General features: G+C 53.5%; 21 protein-coding genes. 7 read left to right on the forward strand and 14 right to left on the reverse strand.

Going from position 1 to position 26,044, the window contains the following annotated elements:
* Positions 1-143 precede the first annotated feature (143 nt).
* Both EV681_RS20075 and EV681_RS20080 read left to right on the forward strand, forming a co-directional pair.
* On the forward strand, positions 144-3,488 hold the full coding sequence (locus EV681_RS20075) for an acetate--CoA ligase family protein (RefSeq protein WP_130304965.1): 3,345 nt from the start codon (positions 144-146) through the stop codon (positions 3,486-3,488).
* A gap of 97 nt (positions 3,489-3,585) precedes the next feature.
* Positions 3,586-4,518 carry an SDR family NAD(P)-dependent oxidoreductase gene (locus EV681_RS20080; RefSeq protein ID WP_130304967.1) on the forward strand — a complete coding sequence of 311 codons (933 nt, stop codon included), beginning with the start codon at positions 3,586-3,588 and terminating at the stop codon, positions 4,516-4,518.
* 131 nt (positions 4,519-4,649) lie between these two features.
* Here EV681_RS20080 and EV681_RS20085 read toward each other — a convergent pair whose 3' ends face one another.
* From EV681_RS20085 to EV681_RS20130, 10 genes are all read right to left on the reverse strand, one after another.
* Complete coding sequence (locus tag EV681_RS20085; RefSeq protein ID WP_165393154.1) at positions 4,650-5,660, reverse strand: Bug family tripartite tricarboxylate transporter substrate binding protein; 1,011 nt, start codon at positions 5,658-5,660, stop codon at positions 4,650-4,652.
* A 48-nt stretch (positions 5,661-5,708) separates the two neighbouring features.
* Complete coding sequence (locus EV681_RS20090) at positions 5,709-6,494, reverse strand: cyclase family protein (RefSeq protein ID WP_130304971.1); 786 nt, start codon at positions 6,492-6,494, stop codon at positions 5,709-5,711.
* Positions 6,495-6,505: 11 nt separating this feature from the next.
* Entirely contained in the window at positions 6,506-7,153 is a 648-nt protein-coding gene (locus EV681_RS20095; protein ID WP_130304973.1) for a TetR/AcrR family transcriptional regulator, read from the reverse strand.
* A 154-nt stretch (positions 7,154-7,307) separates the two neighbouring features.
* On the reverse strand, positions 7,308-8,294 hold the full coding sequence (locus tag EV681_RS20100) for a Bug family tripartite tricarboxylate transporter substrate binding protein (RefSeq protein WP_130304975.1): 987 nt from the start codon (positions 8,292-8,294) through the stop codon (positions 7,308-7,310).
* 71 nt (positions 8,295-8,365) lie between these two features.
* Positions 8,366-9,022, reverse strand: a complete 657-nt coding sequence (locus tag EV681_RS20105) for an SRPBCC family protein (protein ID WP_130304977.1) — start codon at positions 9,020-9,022, stop codon at positions 8,366-8,368.
* A 5-nt stretch (positions 9,023-9,027) separates the two neighbouring features.
* Positions 9,028-9,759 carry an enoyl-CoA hydratase/isomerase family protein gene (locus EV681_RS20110; protein ID WP_165393155.1) on the reverse strand — a complete coding sequence of 244 codons (732 nt, stop codon included), beginning with the start codon at positions 9,757-9,759 and terminating at the stop codon, positions 9,028-9,030.
* Positions 9,760-9,790: 31 nt separating this feature from the next.
* The gene (locus EV681_RS20115) at positions 9,791-10,609 is read right to left on the reverse strand and encodes an alpha/beta fold hydrolase (RefSeq protein WP_128396286.1); all 819 of its coding nucleotides are present in this window, start codon (positions 10,607-10,609) and stop codon (positions 9,791-9,793) included.
* Positions 10,606-13,029 carry a xanthine dehydrogenase family protein molybdopterin-binding subunit gene (locus tag EV681_RS20120; protein ID WP_128396287.1) on the reverse strand — a complete coding sequence of 808 codons (2,424 nt, stop codon included), beginning with the start codon at positions 13,027-13,029 and terminating at the stop codon, positions 10,606-10,608. Before EV681_RS20120 ends, EV681_RS20115 begins: the two co-directional genes overlap by 4 nt.
* Positions 13,022-13,573, reverse strand: a complete 552-nt coding sequence (locus EV681_RS20125) for a (2Fe-2S)-binding protein (protein WP_128396288.1) — start codon at positions 13,571-13,573, stop codon at positions 13,022-13,024. The genes EV681_RS20120 and EV681_RS20125 overlap by 8 nt, the downstream gene beginning before the upstream one ends.
* A 15-nt stretch (positions 13,574-13,588) precedes the next feature.
* Positions 13,589-14,491 carry an FAD binding domain-containing protein gene (locus EV681_RS20130; protein WP_128396289.1) on the reverse strand — a complete coding sequence of 301 codons (903 nt, stop codon included), beginning with the start codon at positions 14,489-14,491 and terminating at the stop codon, positions 13,589-13,591.
* A 402-nt stretch (positions 14,492-14,893) separates the two neighbouring features.
* On the opposite strand from EV681_RS20130, the gene EV681_RS20135 reads away from it, so the two are divergent.
* The gene (locus tag EV681_RS20135) at positions 14,894-15,868 is read left to right on the forward strand and encodes a LysR substrate-binding domain-containing protein (RefSeq protein ID WP_242612337.1); all 975 of its coding nucleotides are present in this window, start codon (positions 14,894-14,896) and stop codon (positions 15,866-15,868) included.
* A gap of 263 nt (positions 15,869-16,131) precedes the next feature.
* Here the strand turns inward: EV681_RS20135 and EV681_RS20140 are convergent, their stop codons facing one another.
* From EV681_RS20140 to EV681_RS20150, 3 genes are read right to left on the reverse strand one after another with little or no spacing between them, the layout of a single operon-like run.
* The gene (locus tag EV681_RS20140) at positions 16,132-17,010 is read right to left on the reverse strand and encodes an efflux RND transporter periplasmic adaptor subunit (protein WP_207227115.1); all 879 of its coding nucleotides are present in this window, start codon (positions 17,008-17,010) and stop codon (positions 16,132-16,134) included.
* Positions 17,011-17,015: 5 nt separating this feature from the next.
* Positions 17,016-17,231 (reverse strand): DUF1656 domain-containing protein, encoded by a 216-nt coding sequence (locus EV681_RS20145; RefSeq protein WP_128396292.1) that lies wholly within the window; start codon positions 17,229-17,231, stop codon positions 17,016-17,018.
* The gene (locus EV681_RS20150) at positions 17,228-19,345 is read right to left on the reverse strand and encodes an FUSC family protein (RefSeq protein WP_130304980.1); all 2,118 of its coding nucleotides are present in this window, start codon (positions 19,343-19,345) and stop codon (positions 17,228-17,230) included. Before EV681_RS20150 ends, EV681_RS20145 begins: the two co-directional genes overlap by 4 nt.
* A 76-nt stretch (positions 19,346-19,421) precedes the next feature.
* Here EV681_RS20150 and EV681_RS20155 point away from each other — a divergent pair, with 76 nt between their 5' ends.
* Complete coding sequence (locus EV681_RS20155; protein ID WP_130304981.1) at positions 19,422-20,225, forward strand: AraC family transcriptional regulator; 804 nt, start codon at positions 19,422-19,424, stop codon at positions 20,223-20,225.
* Between the two features lie 182 nt (positions 20,226-20,407).
* Here EV681_RS20155 and EV681_RS20160 read toward each other — a convergent pair whose 3' ends face one another.
* Positions 20,408-21,307, reverse strand: a complete 900-nt coding sequence (locus EV681_RS20160) for a LysR family transcriptional regulator (RefSeq protein WP_130304983.1) — start codon at positions 21,305-21,307, stop codon at positions 20,408-20,410.
* Positions 21,308-21,324: 17 nt separating this feature from the next.
* Between EV681_RS20160 and EV681_RS20165 the strand changes: the two genes are divergently transcribed.
* The 3 genes from EV681_RS20165 to EV681_RS20175 all read left to right on the forward strand — a co-directional run bounded on the left by EV681_RS20165 (position 21,325) and on the right by EV681_RS20175 (position 24,869).
* Entirely contained in the window at positions 21,325-22,812 is a 1,488-nt protein-coding gene (locus EV681_RS20165; RefSeq protein WP_130304985.1) for an MmgE/PrpD family protein, read from the forward strand.
* Positions 22,809-23,774 carry a Bug family tripartite tricarboxylate transporter substrate binding protein gene (locus EV681_RS20170; protein WP_242612333.1) on the forward strand — a complete coding sequence of 322 codons (966 nt, stop codon included), beginning with the start codon at positions 22,809-22,811 and terminating at the stop codon, positions 23,772-23,774. Before EV681_RS20165 ends, EV681_RS20170 begins: the two co-directional genes overlap by 4 nt.
* Before the next feature lie 84 nt (positions 23,775-23,858).
* Entirely contained in the window at positions 23,859-24,869 is a 1,011-nt protein-coding gene (locus tag EV681_RS20175; RefSeq protein ID WP_130304987.1) for a quinone oxidoreductase family protein, read from the forward strand.
* The last annotated feature ends 1,175 nt before the right edge of the window (positions 24,870-26,044 follow it).

Genomic DNA, 26,044 nt, shown 5'->3' on the forward strand with positions numbered 1-26,044 from the left:
CCATTGTTATTAAACTATCATAAATTACAGTTTGTCTTATAAAAAACGGATCGCTATCATGGCTCTGTCGTCTCTATGGGTTCAAGAAACTGAACCTGCCTTGCATTCTGCAGAGACATACCACGCGAATTCGCAGACAAACTATGATCCAAGCCAATCTCGACTCTTTCTTATCGCCAGCGTCCATTGCCGTCGTTGGTGCATCCTCCAACCCGGACAAGATCGGTGCGGTGCCGGTACGCTATCTTGTCGAACACGGTTACGACGGTGCGCTATACGCCATCAATCCCAACGGGGGACAGATTTACGGACGTCCTGCCTTTGTTTCGCTGCTTGCGGTTAAACAGCCAATAGATCTGGCCATTTTTGCCATTCCGGCAAGTAGCGCCGAGGCGGCGCTGGACGACGCAATTGCCAGCGGTGTTAAAAATATTGTCATGTTTTCAGCGGGGTTCGCAGAAACGGGACAATCAGGAAGTCTGGCGCAGGACCGCTTTTCGAGCAGAGCCCGGGCGGCCGGCATTCGGCTACTTGGTCCAAATTGTCTGGGGTTCATCAATATTGCCCGGTCTGTGTATGCCACTTTCTCCCCTGTATTGAGTGTCGGGTTGGCCAAACCAGGGCCCATTGGAATCGTCAGCCAGAGCGGGGCCTTCGGTGCCTATGCATATGCCATGGCACAGCGGCGTGGTGTTGGCCTGTCGAAGTGGATAACGACGGGAAATGAGTCGGATATTGATATTGCGGATTGCATAGCCTGGATGGCGCGTGATCCGGATACTAAAATCATCATGGCCTATCTTGAAGGTTGCCGCAATGGAGTCAAGTTACGACAGGCACTGGAGCTGGCACGCGCTGCAGGAAAGCCGGTGGTACTTGTTAAGGTGGGACGTACCAGACTGGGAGCACAGGCAGCAGCATCGCACACTGCAGCCTTGGCAGGCGACGATGCTGTCTATGACGCCATGTTCCGTCAATGTGGCGTCTGGCGAGCTCGCTCGATCGAGGAATTTTTTGATATTGGCCAAGGCCTCGCCGTGGCTGGAACCCCAGTCAACGGGCGCCTGGGTTTGCTTACGGTATCTGGCGGCGTGGGCGCGTTGATGGCAGATGACGCTGCTGATGCTTCAATTGATGTAGCGCCGTTACCACCTGCTGTGCAAGCGTTGATCCGCAATAAGGTACCTCTGGCTGTTACCGACAATCCTGTTGATCTGACAGGTCAGGTAACCACTGAACCGGAAGTGATCGAGCTGGCTGCCCGAGCCATGTTGGGAGAAGCAGATTATGGCAGCCTTCTTATATTCCTTGCCGCCTATGGTAGCACCCCGATCATGCAGCAACTTCAGCGCAAGCTGGCCCAGGATTTGCGACGTGATTTCCCAGACCGAGTCATTATCTTCAGTGCGCTCATTGGTGCTGAGCAACTGCAGATGCTCGAAGCGCTAGGTTGTCTGTGTTTCTCGGATCCGGCAAGAGCCATTCGCGTTCTGGCAGCCATGAACTTTTTTGCAGCCCATCATGAACGGCCTTTAACACCGGACCAACCGAAGGGTGAGACCGTTCGCCTGCATCGCGAAGTCTACAATGAAGCCGAAGCGATGGATTTATTGGCCGGTTTTGGTTTTTCTACCGTCCCGTTGCGTCAAGCCCGATCTCGCGATGATGCAACTGTCTGCGCTCGTCATTTGGGTTTTCCCGTGGTCATGAAGGTATTGTCCTCCGACATTATTCACAAGAGCGATGCAGGCGGCGTTGTCTTGAATATACGGGATGGAGACGAAGCTGGTGCCGCTTATGACAGTATCGTGGCAGCAGTGGGCTGTGCAGAACCAACTGCTCAGTTAGACGGCGTGCTTATTGCACCGATGGTCCGCGGGGGCATCGAATGTATTCTCGGCGTGCGTCAAGACCCCTCGCTGGGGGCCGTTGTCATGTTGGGTTCGGGTGGCATCAATGTTGAACTGATGGGCGATATTGCACTCCGGCTTGCGCCTGTCAATCGTGAGCAGGCTCAGGAGATGATCAGCGAATTGAAAATAGCTCCTCTGTTAGCCGGTGCACGAGGTTTATCAAGCGCGGATGTCAACGCCCTTACTGATGCCATCGTGCGTATCTCGCAATTCGCACTCGCGGCTGGCAACAGCCTCGTTTCATTGGAAATAAATCCAATTATGGTGATGCCTGAAGGCCAGGGTGCAATCGCACTGGATGCCGTTTTATTGACCCGCTCGCCAATGTCCGCGACATCACCAGACGCTTGTTCTGCCGTCATGACCACGTTGCCGCTGTTTGAGATGGCACGTATGCGGGCTGCAACAACCCCGCGGCGTCATTCCGTGCAGGGTTTTGCTGGGGATGCGCCGGACTCGAGCATGCGCTGGGTGAATCAATTTACGCATACACGTCGCTTGCGAAGCCCTGACGATAAGGAAGTTGTCACACCCAATAACGACACATTGTTTTCGAATGCCTGGCTTGATTTGTCCGCAGGTCCATTGATAATCGACGTGCCGGCATTCGGATCTCGTTATTGGGTGTTGGGGTTCCTTGATGCCTGGACCAATCCGTGGGCCTATGCGGGGCGGCGAACGACTGGAGGAAAGGCGCAACGGCTCTTTGTCCACGGACCTGGGTGGGACGGGGAAATCCCTGCGGGGATGCATGTCATTAGTGCGCCCAGTGAAGATGTATGGATCATTGGACGTATCCTGGTGGATGCAGATTCTACAGATCTTGCGAAGGTGCATGCTCTGCAAGATCGCTTTGCTATCTGCAGGCCTGACGGCGCGCCGGCGCTGTCCACCGTTGATTGCCTTATCCATAATCGGGATACGGGCACACCGGACGCGAGCGAATACTTGCGCGTGCTGGATATGATGCTCCGCCGTAATCCTCCTGCGGCGCCGGTGCCGGGATGGCCGCCGGCCACATGCGACATTCATACAGCACTGGACGAGGTTTACACCAATCTGCGCGAAGTGGCCAATTCATCAGCGCTGGGTGGAGGATGGACGACTGCTATCAGTATACGTACCGGGTTCGACGACGACATTGTGACGCGCGCAAGAGTAGCACGCAATTGGATCGGCACGCTTGGAATCGACGAGGCGATGTATATCATGGCTGAAGTCGATGCAAGAGATGAGGCGCTGACAGGACAACGACGCTATGTCTTGCGCTTTGCACCTGGCGAAGGTCCGAAGGTCGATGCATTCTGGTCAATTACGTTATATCGACGCAGCGACTGCCTGCTTGTTGCCAATCCGATTAATCGATATTCCATAGGTGATCGGACTCAAGGTTTGCGCCGTGATGCAGACGGCGGCTTGAGCATCGCTATTCAGGCAGATAACCCTGGGTTAGGAAAAAACTGGTTGCCGGCTCCGTCTGGAGAAAATTTCTACCTGACCTTGCGGCTATATCAGCCGCAACGACCACATCTTGAAGGTACGTTTTCTTATCCGGCAATTGAGCGAGTAGATTGAATACAAATAAGTCTATGACAAAAGAAATATTGTTAAAAATCAGGTAAGAAAATTATTACTATTCGCATGGCGAAACCATGCGGAGGAGAAATAGATAATGGACGCTAAGAAATTGAAGGATCGCGTTGCAATTGTGACGGGCGCCGGTACCGGTCTGGGACGTGCGCACGCACTGGAATTGGCGCGCCATGGTGCGCTGGTGGTGGTCAATGACATCAGCGGTCTGGCTCAGGCCGTAGTAGATGACATATGCGAAGCAGGGGGCAAGGGTATTGCCAACTGCGGTGATGTGACTTCCTACCAGGATATGCAGGCGATGGCTGAACAGACACGCGACCACTTTGGGCGAGTGGATATACTGGTGAATAATGCAGGCATTTTACGCGACCGAACGTTTGCCAAAATGACTTTGGACGATTTTCGTCTGGTGATGGAAGTGCATGTAATGGGTGCAGTAAATGCCATCAAAGCCGTCTGGACGCAAATGCAATTGCAGCAATATGGTCGGATCATACTGACGACTTCCTCTTCCGGGCTGTACGGTAATTTTGGCCAGTCAAACTATGGCGCTGCCAAGATGGCACTGGTTGGCCTGATGCAAACATTGTCTCTGGAAGGTGCGAAGCATAACATCCGAGTCAATTGCCTGGCGCCTGCAGCAATAACGGCCATGACAGCAGGCTTGCTGCCTGATGAGGCTGTCAAGGTGTTGACGGCGGAGCGAGTCAGCCCGGGCCTGATCGCCTTGCTAGGAGAGCAAGCACCGACGCGAATGATTATGTTGGCAGGCGGAGGCAGCTTTGAATCGGCCCATATAACCATGACCAGGGGAGTGCATGTCAGTTGGAAAAACGACCCGGCAAAGCAAGTGTGTGAGCAACTGGACCGAATTTTGGATCAGACCGAGCAGTTTGTCCCAGCGTCAGGATGGGATCAGTCGAAACACGAATTGGGCAAAGCGTTCCATGCTGTTGGAGCATTCGCGGAAGATGGCCCCGACGGAGATCGCGGCGTAGGCCAACCAAGCTAGCTTTGCAAAAGCAGGTGCCCCTTGTGCAGACGAACGATCTATGCCACGACGCCTCTGACGCAATGAGATGACGCCTCAAACCTGGCGTCGCCTCCAGTGCGACTCATCAGAGCCTGACAACGTGCTTAGCGCTACTCCACCTTGATGTTTGATTCGCTGATCACACTCGACCATTTTTGTGTTTGATCCTGCATAAACTTGCCAAATTCTGCCGGTGAAGAGGGCGTAGTCTGGATAGCCTGTTTGTCAAAAAATGCAGCCATTTCGGGTGTATTCAGAACGGTTTTGATTTCTGTGTTCAGACGCGAAATGATGTCTTCGGGTGTGCCGGCCGGCGCCAGCATGCCGATCCAGGACTTGGCTTCGAAAGACGGATAATACTGAGTGATGGACGGCACGTCCGGCAATTGAGGTATCGGCTGTTTGGTTGTGACCGCAAGCGCTTTGAGCTTGCCTGCGCGGATATGTGAAAGGACAGAGCTTGTACTGACAAACATGACCTGAACGCGCGCCGCCAGTAAATCGGCAATGGCGGGCGCGCCACCTTTGTACGGAATATGCGTAAGATTGATGCCAGTAGTCGACTTGAATAATTCAGCCGCAAGCTGGTTTGAACTGCCTGCGCCCGTTGATGCATAGTTCAGGGCGGTGGGATCGCGTTTTGCCATTGCAACGAGCTCCGGAACGTTATTGGCTGGTACGGAAGCCGGTACGGCAAGAACCAAGGCCGAGGTGCCGAGCAACGATATCGGCGTCAGGTCCTTGTCGGAGTCGAATGGCAACTTGTACAGAAGCGGGTTGATGGCGTGTGTGTCGAAAGCCATCAGCAATGTGTATCCGTCCGGTGCTGAACGGGCAACCTGCGCGGCACCAATCGAACCACCGGCACCCGCTTTGTTGACGACCACTAACGGTTGCTTTAATGCGCCACTTAACTGGCGAGCCATGCTTCTGGTGACGACGTCGACAATGCCGCCCGGGGGAAACGGTACGACAAGCTCTATCGGCTTTTGTGGGTAAGCTGCAGATGCTGGGGTGGCAATACAGGCCAGCATGACGAAGGCTAGTGCATTTCCGAAAATGCGTGCCGGGGCACGACCAATCTTTTCTTTTGCGATTTGCTTGTATTTATAGAAAGGCATAATGTAAACCATTGTCTCGGTGGTTGTGAAGGGATGGGTAAGGCGTTGCTAATCCAGGATCGCCACTGTCCGACACCAGCCCGCTGAGGCATCTTTGATCTTTATGGGAAAACAACTGATCGTAAATCCATGGGACGGCAACTGATCCAGGTTTGTGAGCTTTTCCATCTGGAAATAGCCGATTTCACGACCTGCTTTGTGGCCTTCCCAGAGGATGGCTGGATCTTTGCTTTTGTTAAATCGCTCAATGACATACTTGAATGCGGGATCCCAGCTGTACGAGTCGGTACCGACAATCCGCACGCCTTGCTCCAGCATCCATAGTGTGGCGTCGCGTCCGAAACCACAGGCACTTTCCCAATAATCCGCTTGCCCTTGTCTGGCTCCAGCACGCGTGTTGGCGACCACGATATCCAGGGGTTTGAGTTCGTACCCGATGCGCTCAAGCTCCTCTTGTATGTCTTGTGGCGTGACCACGTAGCCAGCTTCAAAGTGACGAAAATCCAGCTTGACGCCAGGCCTCAGGCACCAGTCGAGAGGCACCTGATCGATGCCGGGTGCGGGCTCGCCGCCCTCGGTTAATGCGTGATTGGTGGTAGGGTGGTAGTGCCAGGGAGCATCCATATGGGTGCCGGCGTGGGTTGATAATGAAATTTTTTCCACGGCCCAGGCTTTCCGGTCGGGCATGTCAGCGGGAGTCACCCCTGGCAGAAGTTTGCTGAACAATTCCCACGAATCGTCGTGATTGACATAGTCAATTTTTGGTTGGTGGTGGGCAGGAGAGGTGGGCTTGTCTTCAAGAGTGACTGATAGGTCGATAATTTTTCGGGTCATGCGTGTCCTTTTTATTTGCGAACAGTCTTGGAGACGTTGGGCGCCGAAAATCCGGCGACCACGAATGCAACCAGCTGTTTGATGATTACTGTAGGATCGTCCGTGTCGCAAAGCCCGGCCGATAGTCTGTTAAGGCGATGATAGTTTTTATCACCATCGCTGATGATGTACATCATTGCGCCAATGGTGAAGGAATAGCGCCAGAATGCTTCTTCACGGTTCAACCCAGGCGTGACTTTCATAAAAGACTCGACGAACAGCAGGGCCATGGCGTCGTATTGTTCAAAGATCGCGACGTTGGTTGTTGCCTGCGGCAGGGCCCTGGCTTGCATCAGCAGCCTGACCAGAAGCCGGCTATCGCCAGTGGTCTGCAGGCTATGCATGATGGGCGGAGCGACCAGCGCATCCACAATTCGTTCCAGCGTCAGCATCCCGTCTCCTGACAGTTTTTCAAGGGCCTGCATACGCAAGGCGTTGATCGGCTGGGCGACCGATTCAAGTACGGCGCGTATCAGGTCATCTTTATTGCCGAAATGGTAATGGATTGCTGCGACATTGACGTCTGCGAGCGTCGTAATATCTTTTAATGAAATTGCGTCAAAACCCCGGGTCGCGAAAAGAGTGAGGGCGCTGGCGGTGATTTTTTCTTTAGTCGACATGCATCTCAGTTTAAATATAAATTTCAAATAATTATTTGAAATTTATATTTAAACCATGCCAGTGTCAAGATGTTTACAAAAAATCTGACTTACACATTTGAAATGAAGGCTATGCACACTTAACCTAAGGGCTGGCTCAATCGAGGACGCGATTTCATTCCAACGATACGCCGCTACGTTTGACCACCTCTCCCCAGTTATCATATTCCGAGCGGATGTAGGCTGCCGCCTCTTGCGGGCTACTGCTGGTGCGCACGATAGCGCCGATCTGCGAAAGCTTGGCACTTACGTCCGGTGTGCGCATTGCCGTCGACAATGCATCAAATGTCGCTGTGATTCGTGGGCCGGGCGTTCCGTGCGGATAAATGAGCATTAGCCAGGTTGCGGCGAGGAAATCTGCAAACCCTTGTTCTGCAGTAGTCGGGACATCTGGCATGCCGCTCAGGCGCTTGGGCGTGGCTGTCGCCAGTGCGCGCAACTGACCGCTTTTGACGAAGGGTTGCACGCCGGCAGCGGTTTCCAGTGCAAGAGAGACTTGGCCGGCGACAACATCGGTTAAGCCTGGCGCGCTTCCCTTATAGGGGACATGCAATAGGTCTATGCCTACTTGTCGCTTGAACTCCTCCATTGCCAGGTGAGAAACGGTTCCGTTACCGGAGGACGCATGCGTAAGTTTGCCTGGATGGTTTTTCGCGAAACTGATCAGCTCCTGTATGTTAGTAAACGGCTGAGATGGGTGGCAAACCAGTACGAAAGGAAGATCGCAGACCAGTCCAACAGCTTCAAAGTCGTTAATCGAGTCGTAGCGGACGGATTTATACAAATGCGGGTTAGTGGCAACCGCAGACATGTGAGTAAGCATCATGATTGTGCCGTCGCCAGGGGACTTTGCAGTCAGTCCCATTGCAATACTGCCCCCTTGTCCCGGTCTGTTGTCAACAATGTAGTTGTCGCCCGTGATGGTTTGCAATTTTTCGGCAAGCAACCTGGCCACGATGTCCGTTGCCTGCCCAGGGGGAAAGCCAACGATGATCCGTACTACTTCCGCAGCCTTTGAGGATTCCGCGTGGACCAAAGCGCAAAGTCCGGCACTAACTGAGGCGATAAGCATTTTTCGCCGTGAATGCGTGAGTTGTGTCATTTTGTTGTCTCCTATTGTTTTGAATATTTATACTGGCAAAGGTCCGATGGCCATAGCCAGGTAAACGCTCCTTAGCGCATCAGCAGCGTTCCGACCACAGTCAGGGCGGATCCTAAGGCAGTGGCCACCAGCAGCCACCAGCCAGGTACCATTACTCTGGGACGCTCTTCATGAGTCGAGGCAGATGAACCATGGCTGCTGGTAACCGTGCTTTGAACACGCGTTTTGGATTTGGCGGGTGATGTGGTGGGTACAACCAGCGATGCCTCTGCCTCTTGACTGTCAGTTGGTGTCGTAAGTTGCTTTTTGAAGGCCTTGAAAAAGTCGTCAGCCATCTTGCGGGCCACGCTGTCAATAAGCCGTGATCCAACTTGGGCGAGTTTGCCACCCACCTGCGCGCTTGCCATGTAGCTCAGTTGAGTTCCATCTGATGTTTCGGTCAATTCGACCGACGAAGAACCCTTGCCAAATCCAACGGGACCCCCTTGGCCTTCGAAGACCATTGTGCAACTCGAGGGAGGCGTGGCATCGGTCATTCGCAGCGTGCCATTGAAGCGAGCACGCAAAGGACCGATGGCGGCGGCCATGATGACCGTGTATTGCTCGGCATTTATTTTTTCGACGGATTCGCATCCCGGCAGGCATCGTTTGAGAACATCGGGATTGTTGAGCGCATCCCACACTGTTTGGCGGGACGCGGCGAGCGCCTGGCTTCCGGTGATTTCCATGGGAGTCAATGCCCCTTTTTCATCGAAGCGGCCGTGTTTACCATGGAATGTAGCGTTCTTGCGTAATCAATGGCGGCCTGTTCATCCATACGAGGCGCCACGCGTAGGTATTCCTTTAGCCCAAGAATGGCGGGCCGTGGCCGTGCCAGCAGCAGGTCAATGAAGCGTTGCACTTCGCTGTCGAGCCGATTGTCTGAAACAACCTGACTTATCAGACCATAGGCAAGCGCCCGCTGTGCATCAATGAAGTCGGCGGAGTAAGCCATCCACAGTATCGCGTTGCGGTTTAACCGGTCATAGACCGCTGACATAACCATGGTGGGCATGACATTGTGACTGATCTCGGGGATATTGAAGGTCGCGGCATCGCTGGCGAAGCTGACATCGCATAATGACGCAATGGCGGTGCCAAATCCCATGCATCTGCCTTTAATCACACCAATGATCGGTACCTTGGCACCTCGCATGGCTTGATAGCTGCCGAAGATGCCGTCGTATTCATCCCGGCGCGTGTAAGCCTCCGAGGCTGCGGGGGTCGGGCCAGCGTCCCTGATGCGCCCTGTGCAAAAGTCAGGGCCGGCGCTCGTCAGTAGTACTGCATCAGACGTCTCGTGCGCCTTGAGCAGGACGTCGGAAAGTGCCGCCGCCATGCTGTCAGATACGCCGTTGTCCTCGGTACGATTCAGGGTGATGTGGAGTAAGCGGCCTTTTTGTTCAAACTTCAGGTGTTGATGCATGTAGGATATCTCCATCTATTCAGAAAAAGTGTCATAGTGCGTAGCGTACGAAGTGGTGCATGAGTGCTGCGTTGAAGGCTACAGGTTGATCAACATTGGGAAGGTGGCCCGCGTCCGGAATAACTTCAAGTGTTGAGTCGGAAATTCGCGTCTGAAGATCACGCATGGTTTCAGGAAGCACGCCATCATTGGCCCCGACAACAAGTGTGGTAGGTACCTCAATAGCGCCTACAAGATTAAGATAATTTAGAGATTGAATGGCACGCGCGCTGCCGACAAACCCAGGTACCGAGGTACCGTTTGCGATAGATCGGAATCGTTCGTTAACTTCGGGATGACTCTGCAGAAATGGTTTGCCGAACCAGCGTTCCAGCGTGGGCTCGACCAGAGGAGCACAACTGCCGTGCAGCTCTGCCGATGCAATGCGGTCATCCCAGGGGGTAGCCACCGCAGGCGGTGCATCAGCGCGTGCATCACAAAGAAAAAGGCTGAGCAAGCGATCGGCTTGCATCACACCCAAGCCAAATCCGCTCATACCGCCCAACGATAGTCCGACGTAATGCGCTCGCGGAATATTCAATGCCTCGAGCACTGCAACCGTGTCAGCTGCGAGTTCGTCCATTGTGAAAACTTCTGCGGGCACCGACGAATTGCCGTGGCCGGCTGTGTCGATACGTATCACGCGAAAGCCCTTATTTGCGAGGAGGGTAGCCTGCTTGTCCCACATTAAGCTGGAAGAAAGGATGGAGTGGGTCATCACTACCGGTAAGCCGTCCGGCGGGCCTTGCATATAGACTGCCAGGTCGCAAGTGACTCCGCGTATGGTCCGGTGTTCGATATTGTCGATCATGTTGTTTCCTTGGTCGAAAAAGAGGCTTTGCGCAATACACGCCAAATCGCTTGGGGGGTCATGGGAAGTTCGTCGATGGATGCATCTATTGTTGAGAGCGCATCATTCAGTGCGCTGGCAATGGCCGCTGGACTACCCAGATAGCCCGCTTCGCCGGAGCCCTTTTGACCGAAAACGGTCAGGGGCGAGGGCGTGCAATGGTCTACTATCGTTATTGATGGAACTTCTTCAGAGCTAGGAAGTAGATAATCCATGAAGGTACCCGAGAGCAACTGGCCTTCGTCGGAGTAAGCGAATTTCTCCAGGAGTGCCGCACCCAGGCCATGCGCCACGCCTCCGTAAGTCATGCCATGCACAACATCAGGACTAATCATGACGCCGCAATCGTGGCCAACAACGTATCGATGTAGTGTGGTCTTGCCGGTATCCGGATCGATGCTGGCCAGGACGACATGACATTCAAAAGAGTGGCACGGGTACATTTGCACGCGTCCATCCTCGGTTGGCAATTGGCCTCCGGTCGGCACCTCCCAGCAAAATTTCTCTTGCAGGCCCGGTTCCATCCCAGTGGGCATTCGGTGATATTTGCGATGTGCAATTTCGACAAGTGCATCCCAGTCAAGGCGACGCGCCTGTTCGTCCCGGATGAAGATATTGCCGTCCTCGTAAATAAGCGCGTCCTCATTGACGCCTAGATTATGGGCGGCGATGGCCAGCAATTTGGATTTAAGAATTTTTGCAGCGCCAGCTGCAGCACCGCCCAGCATGATCGCCATGCGACTGCCTACCGGGCTATTTGAGGGTAGGGCATTGAGCGAGTCGGCGTGCAGCACCCGCACGGTATCGGGCTCTTTTTGCAGTATTTCGCCGATGACGGTGGAAACAAGCGTCTCATGTGCCTGGCCGGAGGTCGAGGTACCCATTAGTGCGGTTACAGCGCCGTTCAAGTCAATGCGGATCAGACATGAATCCATCCAAGTGGTGGTTTCGTTTTTGGCGTTAAAGAGCGGCTCGAATGCTGAATTACCGCCCGACGGCTCCAGGCAAGTGGAGATGCCGATGCCGGCGAGCATGCCTTGTGCACGCAGCGCATCGCGCTGCTGTTCAATGGCCTCGAAAGGAGCCGCAGACAGGGACTTATCCAGCACCGTTTCGTAATCGCCGGAATCGTAGTGAGTGCCACTGGGAATCAGATAGGGAAATTCATCCTTTCCAATCAGATTTTTACGCCTTAACGCGATCCGATCCATACCCAGGAATCGTGCCACCTTGTCTATACCGGTCTCAATGGCATAGTTGGTAGGCGCTTGGCCGAAGCCGCGCACAGCTTCTTGTGGCGTTTTGTTTGTCATCACTGAATAGGCATCATATTCAACACTGGCAATACGATAGGGCCCCACAATAGCCCCTACTGGCTTACCAAGCTGCAGTGGAGAACGCCCCGAGTAGGCACCGATGTCATCTACTGCACGCATGCGCATGGAACGGATAGTGCCATCGCCGTCGAAGGCCAAACTCACATCGAAGATACGATCAGGACCCTGCATGTCGCCACCGCGCATGTTCTCCAATCGATCTTCGAGAAAACGGACTGGCCGGCCCAGTTTTTTTGCCAGATAGCCTACCAGAATGGAATGCTTTAATCCGCGCTTAACGCCATAGCTGCCCCCAACGTCCACGTCAAAATGCACACGCACGCTGTTTCCTGGTATGCGTAGGCATTTGGCGAGCAAATCGGGGTACTTTGGCATCTGGATCGATGCCCAGACGTCCAAGATCTGTGTCGCATCACTCCATAAACAGGTTGCGACAAACGTTTCAATAGGCACCGTTGAGCTGCGAGCCCAGCGGGCGCGGTAGTTGAGTTGATGGTCAGCATCGGCAAAGTGCTTGCCCACCGGGCCCCAGGTGAACTTGCGGTGCCAGATGACATTCGGGCCATGATCGGGATGCACCTGCGGCGCATTCTCGGCCATGGCGCCTTCTGTGTCAATCACATGAGGAGTCTGTTCGTATTCGATCATGACCATTTCTGCAGCATCTTCGGCCAATGCGCGGGTATCTGCCGCAACAGCCACAACCCACTCGCCGGCATAGCGAACCACGCCCCTTGCCAATGGATAACGCGCGACTTTCGGCGCATCGACACCGGGCAGCATGGGCTCTATCTGGGCAGTGAGCTCTTCGCCAGTGAGCACGTCGTGCACACCGGGCATACTCAGGGCCGTCGAAGTGTCGATGGAAACAATGCGGGCGCTGGCGTAAGGACTGGCGACGATGGCTACATGCAAAAGCCCGGGCAGAGCTACATCGGCTGCATAGTGTCCCTGGCCAGTGACAAAGCGTCGATGCTCCACCGCGCGCCGATGACGGCCAATATACTTGAATGCGTTGTAGGCGGGATGTTTCGGATCAGTCATTCGATGCTTCCTTGATAGCCACTTGGCCAGGCTGTCTAGCGATCGGCTCCGATTTTTCCTTGACTTGGTAACCTGGCGTGGTGGCTAGTTTCACTGCGTCGACGATCTGCTGATAGCCCGTGCACCTGCACAGATTACCGCCGATCGCCTCGCGAATCTGAGCCTCATCAGGTTGTGGCGTGTTCTGGACAAGCGCGTGGCAGGCGATGAGCATGCCTGGTGTGCAATAACCGCACTGAAGGGCGTGCGTTTCACAAAAAGCATCCTGGATTTTGGATAGGCATCCTCGTTGCGGTGCCAACCCCTCGACGGTAGTGACCGACATCCCGTTGGCTTGAACTGCAAACATGCAGCAAGATCTGACGGGTTCGCCGTTGAGCAAGATTGAACAGGCTCCGCAGACACCGTGCTCGCAACCAACGTGCGTCCCGGTCAGTCCCAGGTGATCACGCAGAAAATCGACCAGCGTGGTACGCGGCTCGACCGTTTGTGCTCGAAGCAGGCCATTGACTTTTATTTCAATCGTCACAGGCGGTGAGGGCATTAGAAACTCCTTGGATTAAGCTTGAACGACAGAATTGGTTGTGCCATTCGGACTTGGGGCCGACGCTGCTTGAAGTACCCGGGACAGCATTACAACAGCTAGTTGTCGGCGGAATTCTGCATCTGCGTGCAAATCAGATCCTGGCTCGGTCTGCTGCACTGCGCAATGGGCCAGCTCTCGAGCAATTCGTGCATCAATGCGCTGACCGACGAGTTGTTGAGCAAGTTCCGGAAAAGATCGCGGCACACCGTCCAGGCCGCCTATACCTATAGCTGCCCGCTGGCAGACGCCATTCTCATCGATCTGTAATTGACAAGCGGCAGATGCCATGGCGAAATCGCCGTGTCGCATGGCGGTTTCGTCGAAAGCAGTTCTGACGCCACTACCTTCCCAAATGGGCCATTCAATACTGGTCAGACATTCTGTTTCGGCTGTAGCGGTGAACATGGGGCCCAGAAAAAACTCCTGAGCTGCGATCTCTCGTTCACCATCGGCCTTGCTGCATAGGCGCAGGGTGGCGTCCAGAACGACGGCGGCTAACGGTAATTCTGCCGAAGGATCGGCATGAACCAGGCTGCCACCGATTGTGCCGCGGTTGCGCGTCTGGATGTGCCCTACCCAACGCAGGGCATCGCGCACTAGTGGTATTGCCCCATGTACTTCAATGTTATTCTCAATGGCGCGCTGTCCAGTTGTGGCACCCATGGACACTACGCCCTCGCGTATGTCAACCTGTTTGAGTTCAGCCAACCGGTTGATGTCCAGTAGCATAGAGGGGCGGGCGAGCCGCATGGCCATCATAGGCACAAGGCTTTGACCACCGGCCAAGGTTCTGGCGTCCACTCCGTACTGATCCAGGCATTCCAGCGCATGATCGAGAGATTCAGCGAGGACGTATTCAAAAGGAGCGGCTTTCATCGATTGAATGGCCTATGCGGTATCGCTTTGTGGTGTACAACTTGCGGTATCTTTGTACAAGCCTGGTTGATAGTTAGCATCCTGATGGTCAGCGCGTGTAAGCGCAAAGTGGTTTCGATCTCCAAATTATCTGTGGTACCGACTAACGGGGCAAACGACTTAAGTTCTTAGAGCGTGAGTTATTCTCACGCTCCACAGTTGCCATATCCGATAACAGTGCGTATTTATGGCGAAAATTCAGTCGTGATTAAATTCTGACATGGGTTTGGGGCTGCTACTTTATACGACTATGAGACAAGCAGACTGGCTGCAGTACCCATAGCGACTAGCCAGGGATTCCTGCGAATATATTGCGACGAATCAGTTGAAGCTTTCACGACAAAGTAATACTATCCATTGAGCGTGCGTTTCAGTCACGCCAAGCAAACCACAAATAGGAGAGATCTCATCCGAAAAATGCCCCCGCTCAATGCCGTGCGGGCGTTCGAAGTGGCGGCGCGTCACGTTAGTTTTACAAAGGCCGCAGCGGAACTGAACGTCACCCATGGAGCGGTGAGCCGCCAGGTTGCGTTGCTTGAAGACTGGCTGGGCGTCGCGCTGTTTCACAGGACACCGTCGCAGTTATCACTCACCGAAGAAGGCCGGGAATATCTCAACGAGGTCTCGACTGCACTTGATCGCTTGGTGACCGCGTCTATGCATGTTATGCAGCGGGCGGCGCCTGTTGTGTTGCGTGTCAATGCGCCGCCTACGTTCACCATGCGCTGGCTGATCGCACGCATGTCGGTGTTTCAACGCAAACGGCCTGACGTCGAAATCCGTCTGACTACTTCAGTGGCTCCACCGCATTTTCAGGAGAATACCTACGACATTGCCCTGCGCGGGCAACAAGGGCCCCTGAATAACTGCAGGTCGATTCCCTTCATGACCGAGATCATCATTCCCATCTGTCACGTTGACTTGCAAGAGACGCTGAGGCTTGCGCACCCGCGTGATTTGGCAGCGCATACGCTTATCAGCTATGCCACTGAACCATATGCCTGGAGCGAATGGTTGGCGGCCGCTGGTGTCTCCGATCTGAAGCCCGCCAATATACTGCGCTTCGAGCAGATGTACTTTGCCTTGCAGGCGGCGTCTGAGGGACTGGGGTTGGCAATGGTCCCGCTATTTCTGGCGATAGACGATATAATTGCAGGCCGTCTGTGTGTGCCGTTCGGCCCTCTTGGTGCCAAGAGGCGTACATACTACGTCAACAGCGTTGCGATATCCAAGGCACAGACGCTGAATGTTGATTTTTGCGAATGGCTGCAGCAAGAAGGTCGCGATACAGAGCAGTCGATCACGGCATGGGCGGCGAGTCAAGGGTGGAGACTTTGAACCTGCGTTGAGGTCAGAAAGTCGGCAGTCAATGCGTCTGAAGTAGCCGCACTTTCAATCACTTTAATATCACGAAATTCCCTTAGCCGGACCTTACCAGTTTTTTATATGATTATTGGCACGTGCTGATCGAAGATATGATTTTCTGAACTTCATTCTCCTGCGGCAGACTTTATGTCTGAATGATGCTGCAACATCTGAATATTAGGCAACTGGCACACCTTGCAAAGGACAGAAAATCCAAGCGCAAGACTCATGGCTGTTTACCCTTGGTCACCGTCACGCTCGCGTCGAATGATTTCGACGGTCGCGGTCATGCCCGCTGCGAGCTTGACACCCGGAGCAACCCGATCAATATGGATGCGCACCGGGATGCGCTGAGCAAGGCGCACCCAGGAAAATGTTGCTGCGACATTCGGCAAACCCAGATGACCAGGTGCGTCATTGCTGTTCTCGATACCATGACCGATGCTTTCGACGTGGCCAGATACTGGTTGATCAAAGCCCATTAGCATAATCTGGGCAGGGTTACCGACATTAATTTTCCGGATCTTTGTTTCTTCGAAATAACCGGTTATCCAGAAGCTGGCCGAATCAAGGATGGTGATCTTGGTCACGCCGGCCGTCGCATAGTCGCCAGGCCGAAGCCTGAGATTGGTGACATAGCCGTCGATAGGTGAGCGGATAACTGATCGGGCCAGGTTGAGTTTGGCAAGATTCAGTGTCGCGACTGCCGCTTGATAGGCGGCGCTGGCCACAGCCGCCGCTCCGCTGGCTTGTTGGACCGCTTCTTTGGACACGGCATCCCGAACCTGGCTGTATCGCCGCGCCGTCGCTTGACGAACGATCATATCCTGACGTTTGGCCTGGACGTCAGCATCGGCCAACGCCACTGCGATGCGAAGCCGCTCGGGGTCGATCTTGTAAAGAATGTCACCCCGGCGCACATACTGATTGTCCACTACAGGTACGAAGCTGACCGTGCCGGAGACTTCTGGTGCGATTTGCACGACATCCACGCCAACCCGCCCATCGCGGGTCCAGGGCGTTTGCCCGTAGTGGCCCCAGGCCTTCAACGCGATAAAAAAGGCGATAGTCACAAGACAAAGTGTCAGGGCATAGCGGGTAAGTAGGGATAGCATAAGCTTCAAGGCAATGGTCCAATTAATGGGAGGGACTGCAGAAGCAGACCGTAAATGATGACGAAGGTAGCGAGCTCGACGAGTGCTCGAGAAGCGAACAGGCGTTGGATGCCGGTCGTGGAGAAAAAACGGATCATTGCCACGGCGACTAGCAGCGCAACAAACGCCAGCACCACCAGGCCGGGGATAAGGACGCCGCCAATATTAAGATCAACGATCATGCGCTGTGTTTCCTTGCGTCTGTCGTTTCAGTGGAGCGTAGTGCGAAGCTGAGGTCGATGAGCAAATCCAGTATCCGCAAGCGCTTACTGATCGAGCTGCTCGCCATCAGCGCTGTCAATGTCTCGATGCGTTGATCAAAGTGGTTGTGTTCTGCAGGCGTCATGGGTCCTGTGGCGCTGAAACGTGCGGCGATGGAGCAAAGCAGTTCGTCCATTTTGATACCGGCTTCGCCGGTGACCAGGTGGGCTGTCCGGTGAAGCTGCCCTGCGGCATGGCCGATGCGAAGATGGTTCAAGGTGTCGTCGAGGATGTTCGTATAGCTTTTCCCGGACACCCGCAACCTTGGTAACAGCAATGCTGTTCTATCGATCATAAGACTGGTCCAGCGAGCTTCATTGGGCGCTCCGCCCAGGGCTCGTCTGCTGACGTCCCGTCGACTTAAATGCAGCAACCTGTTGATCGCCACATCGACCGGTACGGTCTGGAGCAGGGACATGCTCACTGCTCCGAACCCGACCCCGGCAAAGAGCGCAACCGAAGTGTTGAGGGATGCGGCGAAGTCACCGGTGTAATGGGCACCCAGATTCAAGAGGATCGGAATAGTGAGGGTAATGCCTAGCGCCATGTACGTTGTCGGCAGGCGCGCCTGCAGCGAGCCTGCGAACAAGAACGCCGGGGCGAGCACAGCGACAAGAACTGCGAAGTCGGTAACTTGGGGAAGGATAGCGAAGCTGTAGGCGAAGCTGATGACTACCCCGTAGATCGAGCCGACTGTGTATTTGACCACGCTAGGCGCTGGTGCATCGACGTTCCCGAAGAGGGCGCAGCATACGCCGAGTATGGAGACGGCCGTTGCTCCGTCTGACCAGGCCGACCAGATCCAGAAGGCGCAGCCAAGAAGGATTCCGATGATTGCGCCCAGCGCAGCGCGGCCCGCCATCCAGGGATCACGGTGATAGACGTAACCCTTGGCACGGCTCGGCCCATGAAGTGATGTTACTTTACTCGATCGTACAGGCGATGCGACATTGCGCTCAAGCCTGTCGCAGTCCTGAAGTAAACCGATCATCTCGGCCAGATGACCGGCGAGGTTCGCCGCAAGCCTGTGGACGGACGTTGCCGCGTCCGCGCCAAAAAGCTTCTGGATCGAACGCGCCCGGACGATCAGTTGGACTGCGGTGTTCTCCTGATTGTCCGTCCCGTTGGTTGCGATCCAGGAACCGATGTCACTAACTAATGCGACCAATTCATCGGGCGCATTGTCGTCGCTTATACCAAGGGAATGGATCCGGTGTTCGATCTCTGTCGTGAGCGCAAGCAATCGAGCGAGCCGGTCATGAATCAGTTGCAGTGTCTCGCGACGTGGCGTCGCGGGAGCGGCATCGTATGGTAAGTGCGTCGCAAGCCCCTGCAGCGCAAGCAGATCCGCGGCAAGCTGGTTGCGGCCACGACGATTTTCCCCGGACGTTCCATTGAGTGCGCCACCCGCCAGCCGACGAGCGTCCCGCAGCGTCGCCAACAACTTACCGGTGAATTGACCGGTCATGCGCTTTGGCAAGACGTAGCGATGAATCAGAACTGCACAAAAAATTCCGATAGATATTTCCTGGACACGCACGAACGCCGTGTCAAAAACCGCACTTGGGTCAAGCACACTCGGGAAACCGATAAGACTCGCTGTGTAGCCAGCAAGGACGAAGGCATAGGCTCGTGGCGTGCGATCAAGTAGTGAGAAAAATAGGCACAGGCCAATCCAGATGGCAAGCACTGCGCTGCATACGATCGGATCGTTCACGAAATTGGGCACGATCAAGACTGTCGCCATGGCGCCAATAAGCGTCCCGGCAAAGCGATAAACGCCACGACCAAGGGATGCTCCGGCAGAAGTCTGCGAGACAACGTAAACGGTAACGATCGCCCAATAAGGCTTGGGAAGCCCGATTCGCAGCGCAATGTAGTAGGCCAGCATCGCCGCAGTGAAACTCTTGGCCGAAAAGAGGATTGCATCCGCATCTGCCTTCATGGTGGGCGTGCGAAGGATATTTGGCACTGCGTGCCGCAATGCTGCACTGGCTTTGCTTTGAATGGTATTTGCGGACTGCGAAGTGTTCATGCCGCAATTATTCTCTATTTTTAATATAAAATAAATTTAGTATTCTGACAAAAAATACCTAAATTATGCCAATGTTATGACCAAGTCTCGATCTGCTATTTCTGCTTTCGACCCAGACCTTACGCCGCTGCCGGCGGTCGCCCATCAATTGGACTTCTCGGATCATCAGGCGGAGGTGCCTTTGCATGTTCACAGGAAGGGTCAGTTGATCCTTGCCTTGCATGGCGCCGTTACATGCACGACGGGCAACGAAATCTGGATCGTGCCTCCAAACTGCGGTGTTTGGATTCCAGGCGGCGTGCCCCATAGCGCACATGCGACTGTGAACGCGCGGCTTAACTATCTGTTCGTGGAACCGGGGGCTGCGAACCTGCCCGAGTACAGTTGTACACTCTCGGTCTCTCCCATGGTCCGGGAGTTAATTGATCGGTTGGCTCGCGAGCGCGCAGATTATCTCGCTGACAGCCATGCTGCGCGGCTTGCGAGGGTAGTGCTGGACGAATTGGCGCAAATGCCTCGTGAGCAGTTCAACCTCCCGATCTCCAGCAATCCGAAGATCCGGGCGATGGCAGAGGCGTTGACAAGCGAACCATCAGATCGCAGTACATTAAGCAATTGGGCGAAGCGGCTGGCAATGAGTGAGAGGTCATTGGCGCGCCTGTTAATCCGGGAAACGGGCCTGACGTTCGGTCGCTGGCGTCAACAACTTCACCTGATCGTAGCCCTTCGTGAACTGGCAAGCGGCGAGTCGGTGCAAAATGTCGCGACCGAACTGGGCTACGAGTCGGTCAACGCATTCATTACAATGTTCAAGAAAGCGCTAGGAAGTACCCCAGCGCAATACTTCAAGAAACGCAATGTACCAGTACATACATCCTAAAGCGGCATTTACGCCGTCATTGACCTGACCACCATAAAATCGCAGGCAGCCATGGCCGGGTTGTCTATTTTCTACCTTTACGCATCAAGTTGATCGAAAGCCTCCCGTTTCACAAGTGCGGCTCGTGTCCGACGGCACTGGAATTGCCACGTTAAGAACTTGGTGTCGCGGGATCTGATTTTCTATCGTAGAGCATTAGATTTTGATTCTTCCAGGAGCGCTAATAAGTTTCTGAGTGCTGTTGTAGCAGAATCTTCGCGCCATGCGACCCCAAGGCTGGCCAACAGCTCAGTCCCCTTAATAGGTATATAGCGCACTTGATCGACACGACTTGTGCTCATGCAAGCTGGAACAATAGTTATTCCAAGCGAGGCCGCCACCAAATTAATGGTGGATGAAATTTGCGGGACATTCTGTACCACGCGAGGGCTAAAGCCCTCCCTTTCGCACGCAGTAATTATCTGATCAGTCAGACCCATCCGGGTCGGCCGCGGGTAGAGCACAAATGGCTCGTCGCGCAATTGAGTTAACTCAAGTATTTCTTTATTTGCCAGGTGATGCGATTTAGCCAAAGCAACGACCATAGGTTCCGTGGAAACCAGCTTGAATTCCATGTCGGAATCACGCCCGATCGGAAGCCGTACAAAGGCAACATCCAGTTGTCTATGACGCAATCGCTCCATTAGTGGTTCGGTTCTGTGTTCCTCCAAAGTTAAATCTACTTCGGGGTACAGTTCGCGAAATTTCTGCAGAACCCAGGTCACTTCGCCTGTGAATGAGGCCGATTCGGTGAAGCCAACGCTGAGCCGGCCGATCCGTCCGGCGTCTGCTAATCGGCACCGTTCGGTTGCTTTGGCCACGCGCTCCAGGATCACTCGACACTCAGCCAAGAGTACTTCCCCCGGCTCTGTCAACCTGACATTACCTGGCTGGCGATCAAAAAGCTTGACGCCAATTTCCTCTTCCAGTGACTTGATTTGGTATGTCAGCGGAGGCTGAGAGATACCTAGGCGCCGCGCGGCTTTCGTGAAGTGAAGTTCCTCCGCTGTCACCACAAAATAACGTAGATGTCTGAGTTCCATATGATTCAAAAAACGTATTGGGACAGCTTGTATTATATATTAGACAGGTAGTGATGGTGTTGTTAAACTTTTTTCACTTCTTCCACTACACATACTTTTTTGTCACTATGCAAACGACCGATCTCATTGACCAGCCAGCGACAATGGCACTTGCTGCATTCGCCTCATCCTTAACTTTGGATCAAATCCCAGCGGAGCTGGTTGATAGTGTGAAGTTACATTTGCTGGACGGTATCGGGGTCGCGTTATACGGCTCACAGTTGCCGTGGACGCAACATGTCGCGCATATCGCCATGGCCGAGGGCTGCACCCCGGTGGCTACCCTGTTGGGCGATGGTCGGCGGACCTCTGCATTGAACGCTGTTCTTGTTAATGCAACGGCCGGCCATGCCTTTGAGATGGATGATATTCACAAGAACTCGGTCCTGCACCCAAATTCGCTGGGGGTGCCGGTGGCACTGGCCCTTGCTGAGGCACATCCCGGCATTGGTGGGGTCGATGTAATCACAGCATTAACGGCAGGAACAGAAATTGGTGTGAGAGTGGGAAACGCCGCGACGACAGCACTTTTTCTCAATGGTTTTCATCCTCAAGGAACGACCGGTGCCTTTGTGTCAGCGGCGGCAGCAGGACGGCTTTTGCGGCTGACGCCTGGCCAGATGCAACACACGCTTGGGATAGCGGGATCTATGGGGGCCGGACTGATGGCGGCTCAGGAAGGTGCAATGGTTAAGCGTTTACACGCGGGCAGGGCTGCGCAAGCAGGATTGCAGGCGGCATTACTTGCTCAGCAAGGCTTTACGGGAATCGAAAATATATTGGAGGCGGGCTACGGTGGATTCTTAAGTGCCTTTGCCCGGACGTGTAAACCGGAGCGACTTTTAGACGGTTTGGGCACAGATTGGGAGGCAGGGAAAGTTGGCTACAAGATGTACCCCAACGTTACCAGCATCCATGCAGCATTGGATGCAATGAAAGCGCTGATGCGGGAGTACGGACTAAACGCTTCTGATATAGATCGTATTGAAGTCGGTTGTGGGCACATGACCTATGTACATACTGCTTGGCCATACGAGCCCAAAGGCGTAACCGCTGCGCAGATGAACCTGTTCTATGGCCTGGCTGTGATGGCATTGAGAGGATCCGTTTCTGCAGGCGACTACGCCCAAGCCCGAATTGCCGATCCAGAAATTATGGATTTTATATCTCGAATTCATCCATTCGAGGATGAGATGATTGAGAGTCGTGGTGCAGAAGCTCGGCATGCCGCACGGCTCCAGGTGAAAACCAAATCAGGACAATTGCTTTCTCATGATGTTTGGGCAAGACGCGGTAGTCCGGAAAATCCGGTGATCCCGGAAGAGGTAAAAGAGAAGTTTTTTGCAAACTCATCGCATTTACTTAATAAAACAACAGCACAAGAACTGGTACGCCAGGTATTAATACTTGAATCCCTGGATTCATTGGAAGGAATTATTTCTCTGCTAAAGGAGGAGAGAACATGACTATTACACGACGTAAATTTGTTTTAGCGTCGATGGTTGCGGGCGCTTTGGGAGGGTTTTCCTTGTCTGCTCGTTCTGCGGGCGCTCCGGTGCGGGTAATCTGCCCGTACGCGCCCGGTGGTGGGACCGACACCATCACCAGGCTGATGGCTAATGGGCTCGCTGAAATCAGAGGCCGGCCTTACATTGTTGAAAATCGCCCAGGGGCTGCGGGCACTATCGGACACCAGTTTGTTGCGTCTTCCCGGCCCAATGGCGGTACATTGTTACTTGGCGCAATTGGACCACTGGCTGTGGCGCCCCATTTGATGAAAGTCTCATATGATCCACTGGAAGATCTGGCCCCGATAACAATGGGGGCCGTTTTTCCGAATGTCCTGGTCGTCAGCCCCGCACTTGGCATCAAGACAGTCAAGGAATTTATCGAACTGGCCAAGACTGGAAAACTGAGTTATGGATCTACCGGTATCGGGTCGTCGTCTCACCTGGCAGGTGAACTTTTAAACAGTAACGCCGAGGTGAATATCCTGCATGTGCCATACAAAGGTGGCTCAGCTGCGCTAGTGGATGTAATAGGCGGAGCTTTATCGGCCTTTTACGCCACGCCTTCATCCTCTAAACCCTTTATCGATTCCGGCAAATTAGTTGCCCTGGCGACAACTGGTCTTACGCGTTCTGAAATACTTCCTGATGTACCGACAATTGCTGAATCGGGATTCAAGGAATTTTCAGCACTTAACTGGTACTGTTTTATGGCCCAGGGGAAAACGCCGGCCCCCATCTTGGACAAACTGAATGATGATATGGTCTCTATACTAAAGCGTCCAAAAGTGCGAGAGGAATTGCTGAGTCATGGGCTCACCCCGCAACCGTCCTCACGGGCAGAATTGCGTCAATTTATCGAGTCTGAATCGACCCGTTGGGGAAAGCTCATCCGCGAGCGGAATATTGCATCGGCCTGACCGTCATTGTGTTTATCGATGCTTTTAGGCGGGTCATAGTGCCAGCCGCCCCGGAACATCCACGTCAACAGGAAGTGAAGCCATATGCGAGCCATAAAGATTAACCGATACGGAGGCCAAGAAGTCGTCCGGTACGAAAATGATGTACCCATTCCCCAGCCACGGGAGGGAGAGGTTCTAGTGGCAATAGCATGCGCCGGCATCAATTTCATGGACATTCACACGCGGCAGGGTAAGTACGAGAATTCCCGAACTTATGCAGTACGCGCACCGTGTACTCTTGGAATGGAAGGAGCAGGCACTATCGTTGCGTTGGGCGAAGGTGTCGATTTTTTGCAGGTAGGGCAGCGCGTGGCATGGTGTATCTCCTGGGGTAGTTTTGCTGAATACGCTAGCGTTCCCGCCTCGCTCATCGCTGTAATTCCCGAGGAGATAGGTTTCGATGTTGCAGCCGCTGCGATGTTCCAAGGATGTACCGCTCACTATTTGGTGAACGATGTTGCCCAGTTAAAGCAGGGGATGGATTGTCTGGTCCATGCGGCATCCGGTAGCATCGGCCAGATCCTCATCCAAATGGCCAAGCTCGCGGGCGCAACCGTGTACGCTACAGCGAGTAGCGAAGAGAAAAGGGCGACAGCCACTGAGCGTGGAGCCGACGTTGTACTTCCCTACGAGGGCGGGCTATTCGCTGACCGGGTTCGGGATCTCACCTCGGGTAGCGGGGTTCACGTGGTTTTCGATTCGTTAGGAAAAACGACGCTGCGTGACAGCATGCGAGCCACACGCACGCGCGGGCTCGTCATCAATTACGGGAATGTTTCAGGCTCCGTTGATGATCTGGACCCCTATGAGCTCGGTGAGCGAGGATCACTATTTCTCACCCGCCCGCGTTTGGCAGATTATATGGCAGGCCACGCAACCGTCCAGCGCCGCGCAGATGCAATATTTTCTGCAATTCTGGATCGTCAATTAGTTATTGATATTGCTGACTGCACGACGTTTGAAGAGATACCAAGCGTTCACGCAGCAATTGAAGCGCGGCAACAAATTGGCAAATGCGTTGCGTGGATTGGCCCGCGCGATGTTTCCGGTTAGACTGCGGAAAATAAAACAGTTTTTTTGTGACGGTACGCCGTGTTCGCTTAATCGATGTTGCGCTCGCGTGGGTGACCCGACGCAGTTATTGCGTGACGGCGCTAGCGGCGCAGAAGAGGTTGTCTGCTCTGACAGTAGATGAGTGGGAAGGAAATACGCAACGGTTGGAAGAAAGAATTAAAACCGAATCAAAATAGGGGCAACAGACAATGCTTGACGCAAGGTCACCCCGGAATAAATCCTTTCCGTACATTTACTGGCAGCAGCATTATTGCTGGTGGATGGACGTCAAACGTCACTAACGAAGATTTATTGCGACATCAGTGACGTTGGGGGAGGTGCGTCGGCTGGCATGGGAGGGGCACCAGTGTAGTGTCCTTGATACACGCCACAGCCGGAGAGAGCGATGAGGATGGCAGATATGGCGACAAATTTTTGCATGATGATTCAGGACCTGGATGGGGGAAATGGGAGTCAAATAGCTAGTGCATCGACTTTCTACAAAAATCAAATACCAATCAAACAAGATCGAGATCAACTTACTCGTTTTCAATAATGGAGCAGTCAATCAGCCTGAAAGGCAAGCAATTCTCATTCAACGCATATGGTTTTAAATAATCCACGGCAGTCGGATTGATGAACAATGTTCGGCCATTCAACCTTGAATTCACTTCTTTGGTATAGACGTATCAGGTTGACCTTTTCGATACTGTTCATAAACAAAACCCTGCGATGATGCTTTAAATCTTTCCGTGATTTTTATGCACTGAAGCGCACGGCATAAAAAATGACGCCCTGCCGGAAGACAAACAACTCCGGAAGGGCGATGCAATCAATTGAAGGGTAAAGGGACAATTGATTGCATAGGCAAATATTAACCGGTCAATTAATGTTTGTCAAAACAAAGCTGTGATTGAACTGATAGGAAAAGCGATCGGGCAGCCAGAGGGCTTCAGCTCGCTCGAAGTTGCATTTGAAATCGGAAGTTTTCATTGGACAATATTTCTTATTTTTTGCAATTATATAAGTAACTCATTGTTAAAAAATAGACCGATTATTGTCGTCATTTAAGAGAAGTTAAAAGAAAATAATAATCAATAGCCTTCATTTTCTTCTGGCAGACTTTATTTCTCATCTTCACTTTTTCTACTGATCATTAGGGTATGAACCGGTTT

It is taken from the genome of Advenella incenata (genome assembly GCF_004217095.1).
In the GTDB taxonomy this organism is placed as follows: Bacteria; Pseudomonadota; Gammaproteobacteria; order Burkholderiales; family Burkholderiaceae_B; genus Advenella; species Advenella incenata.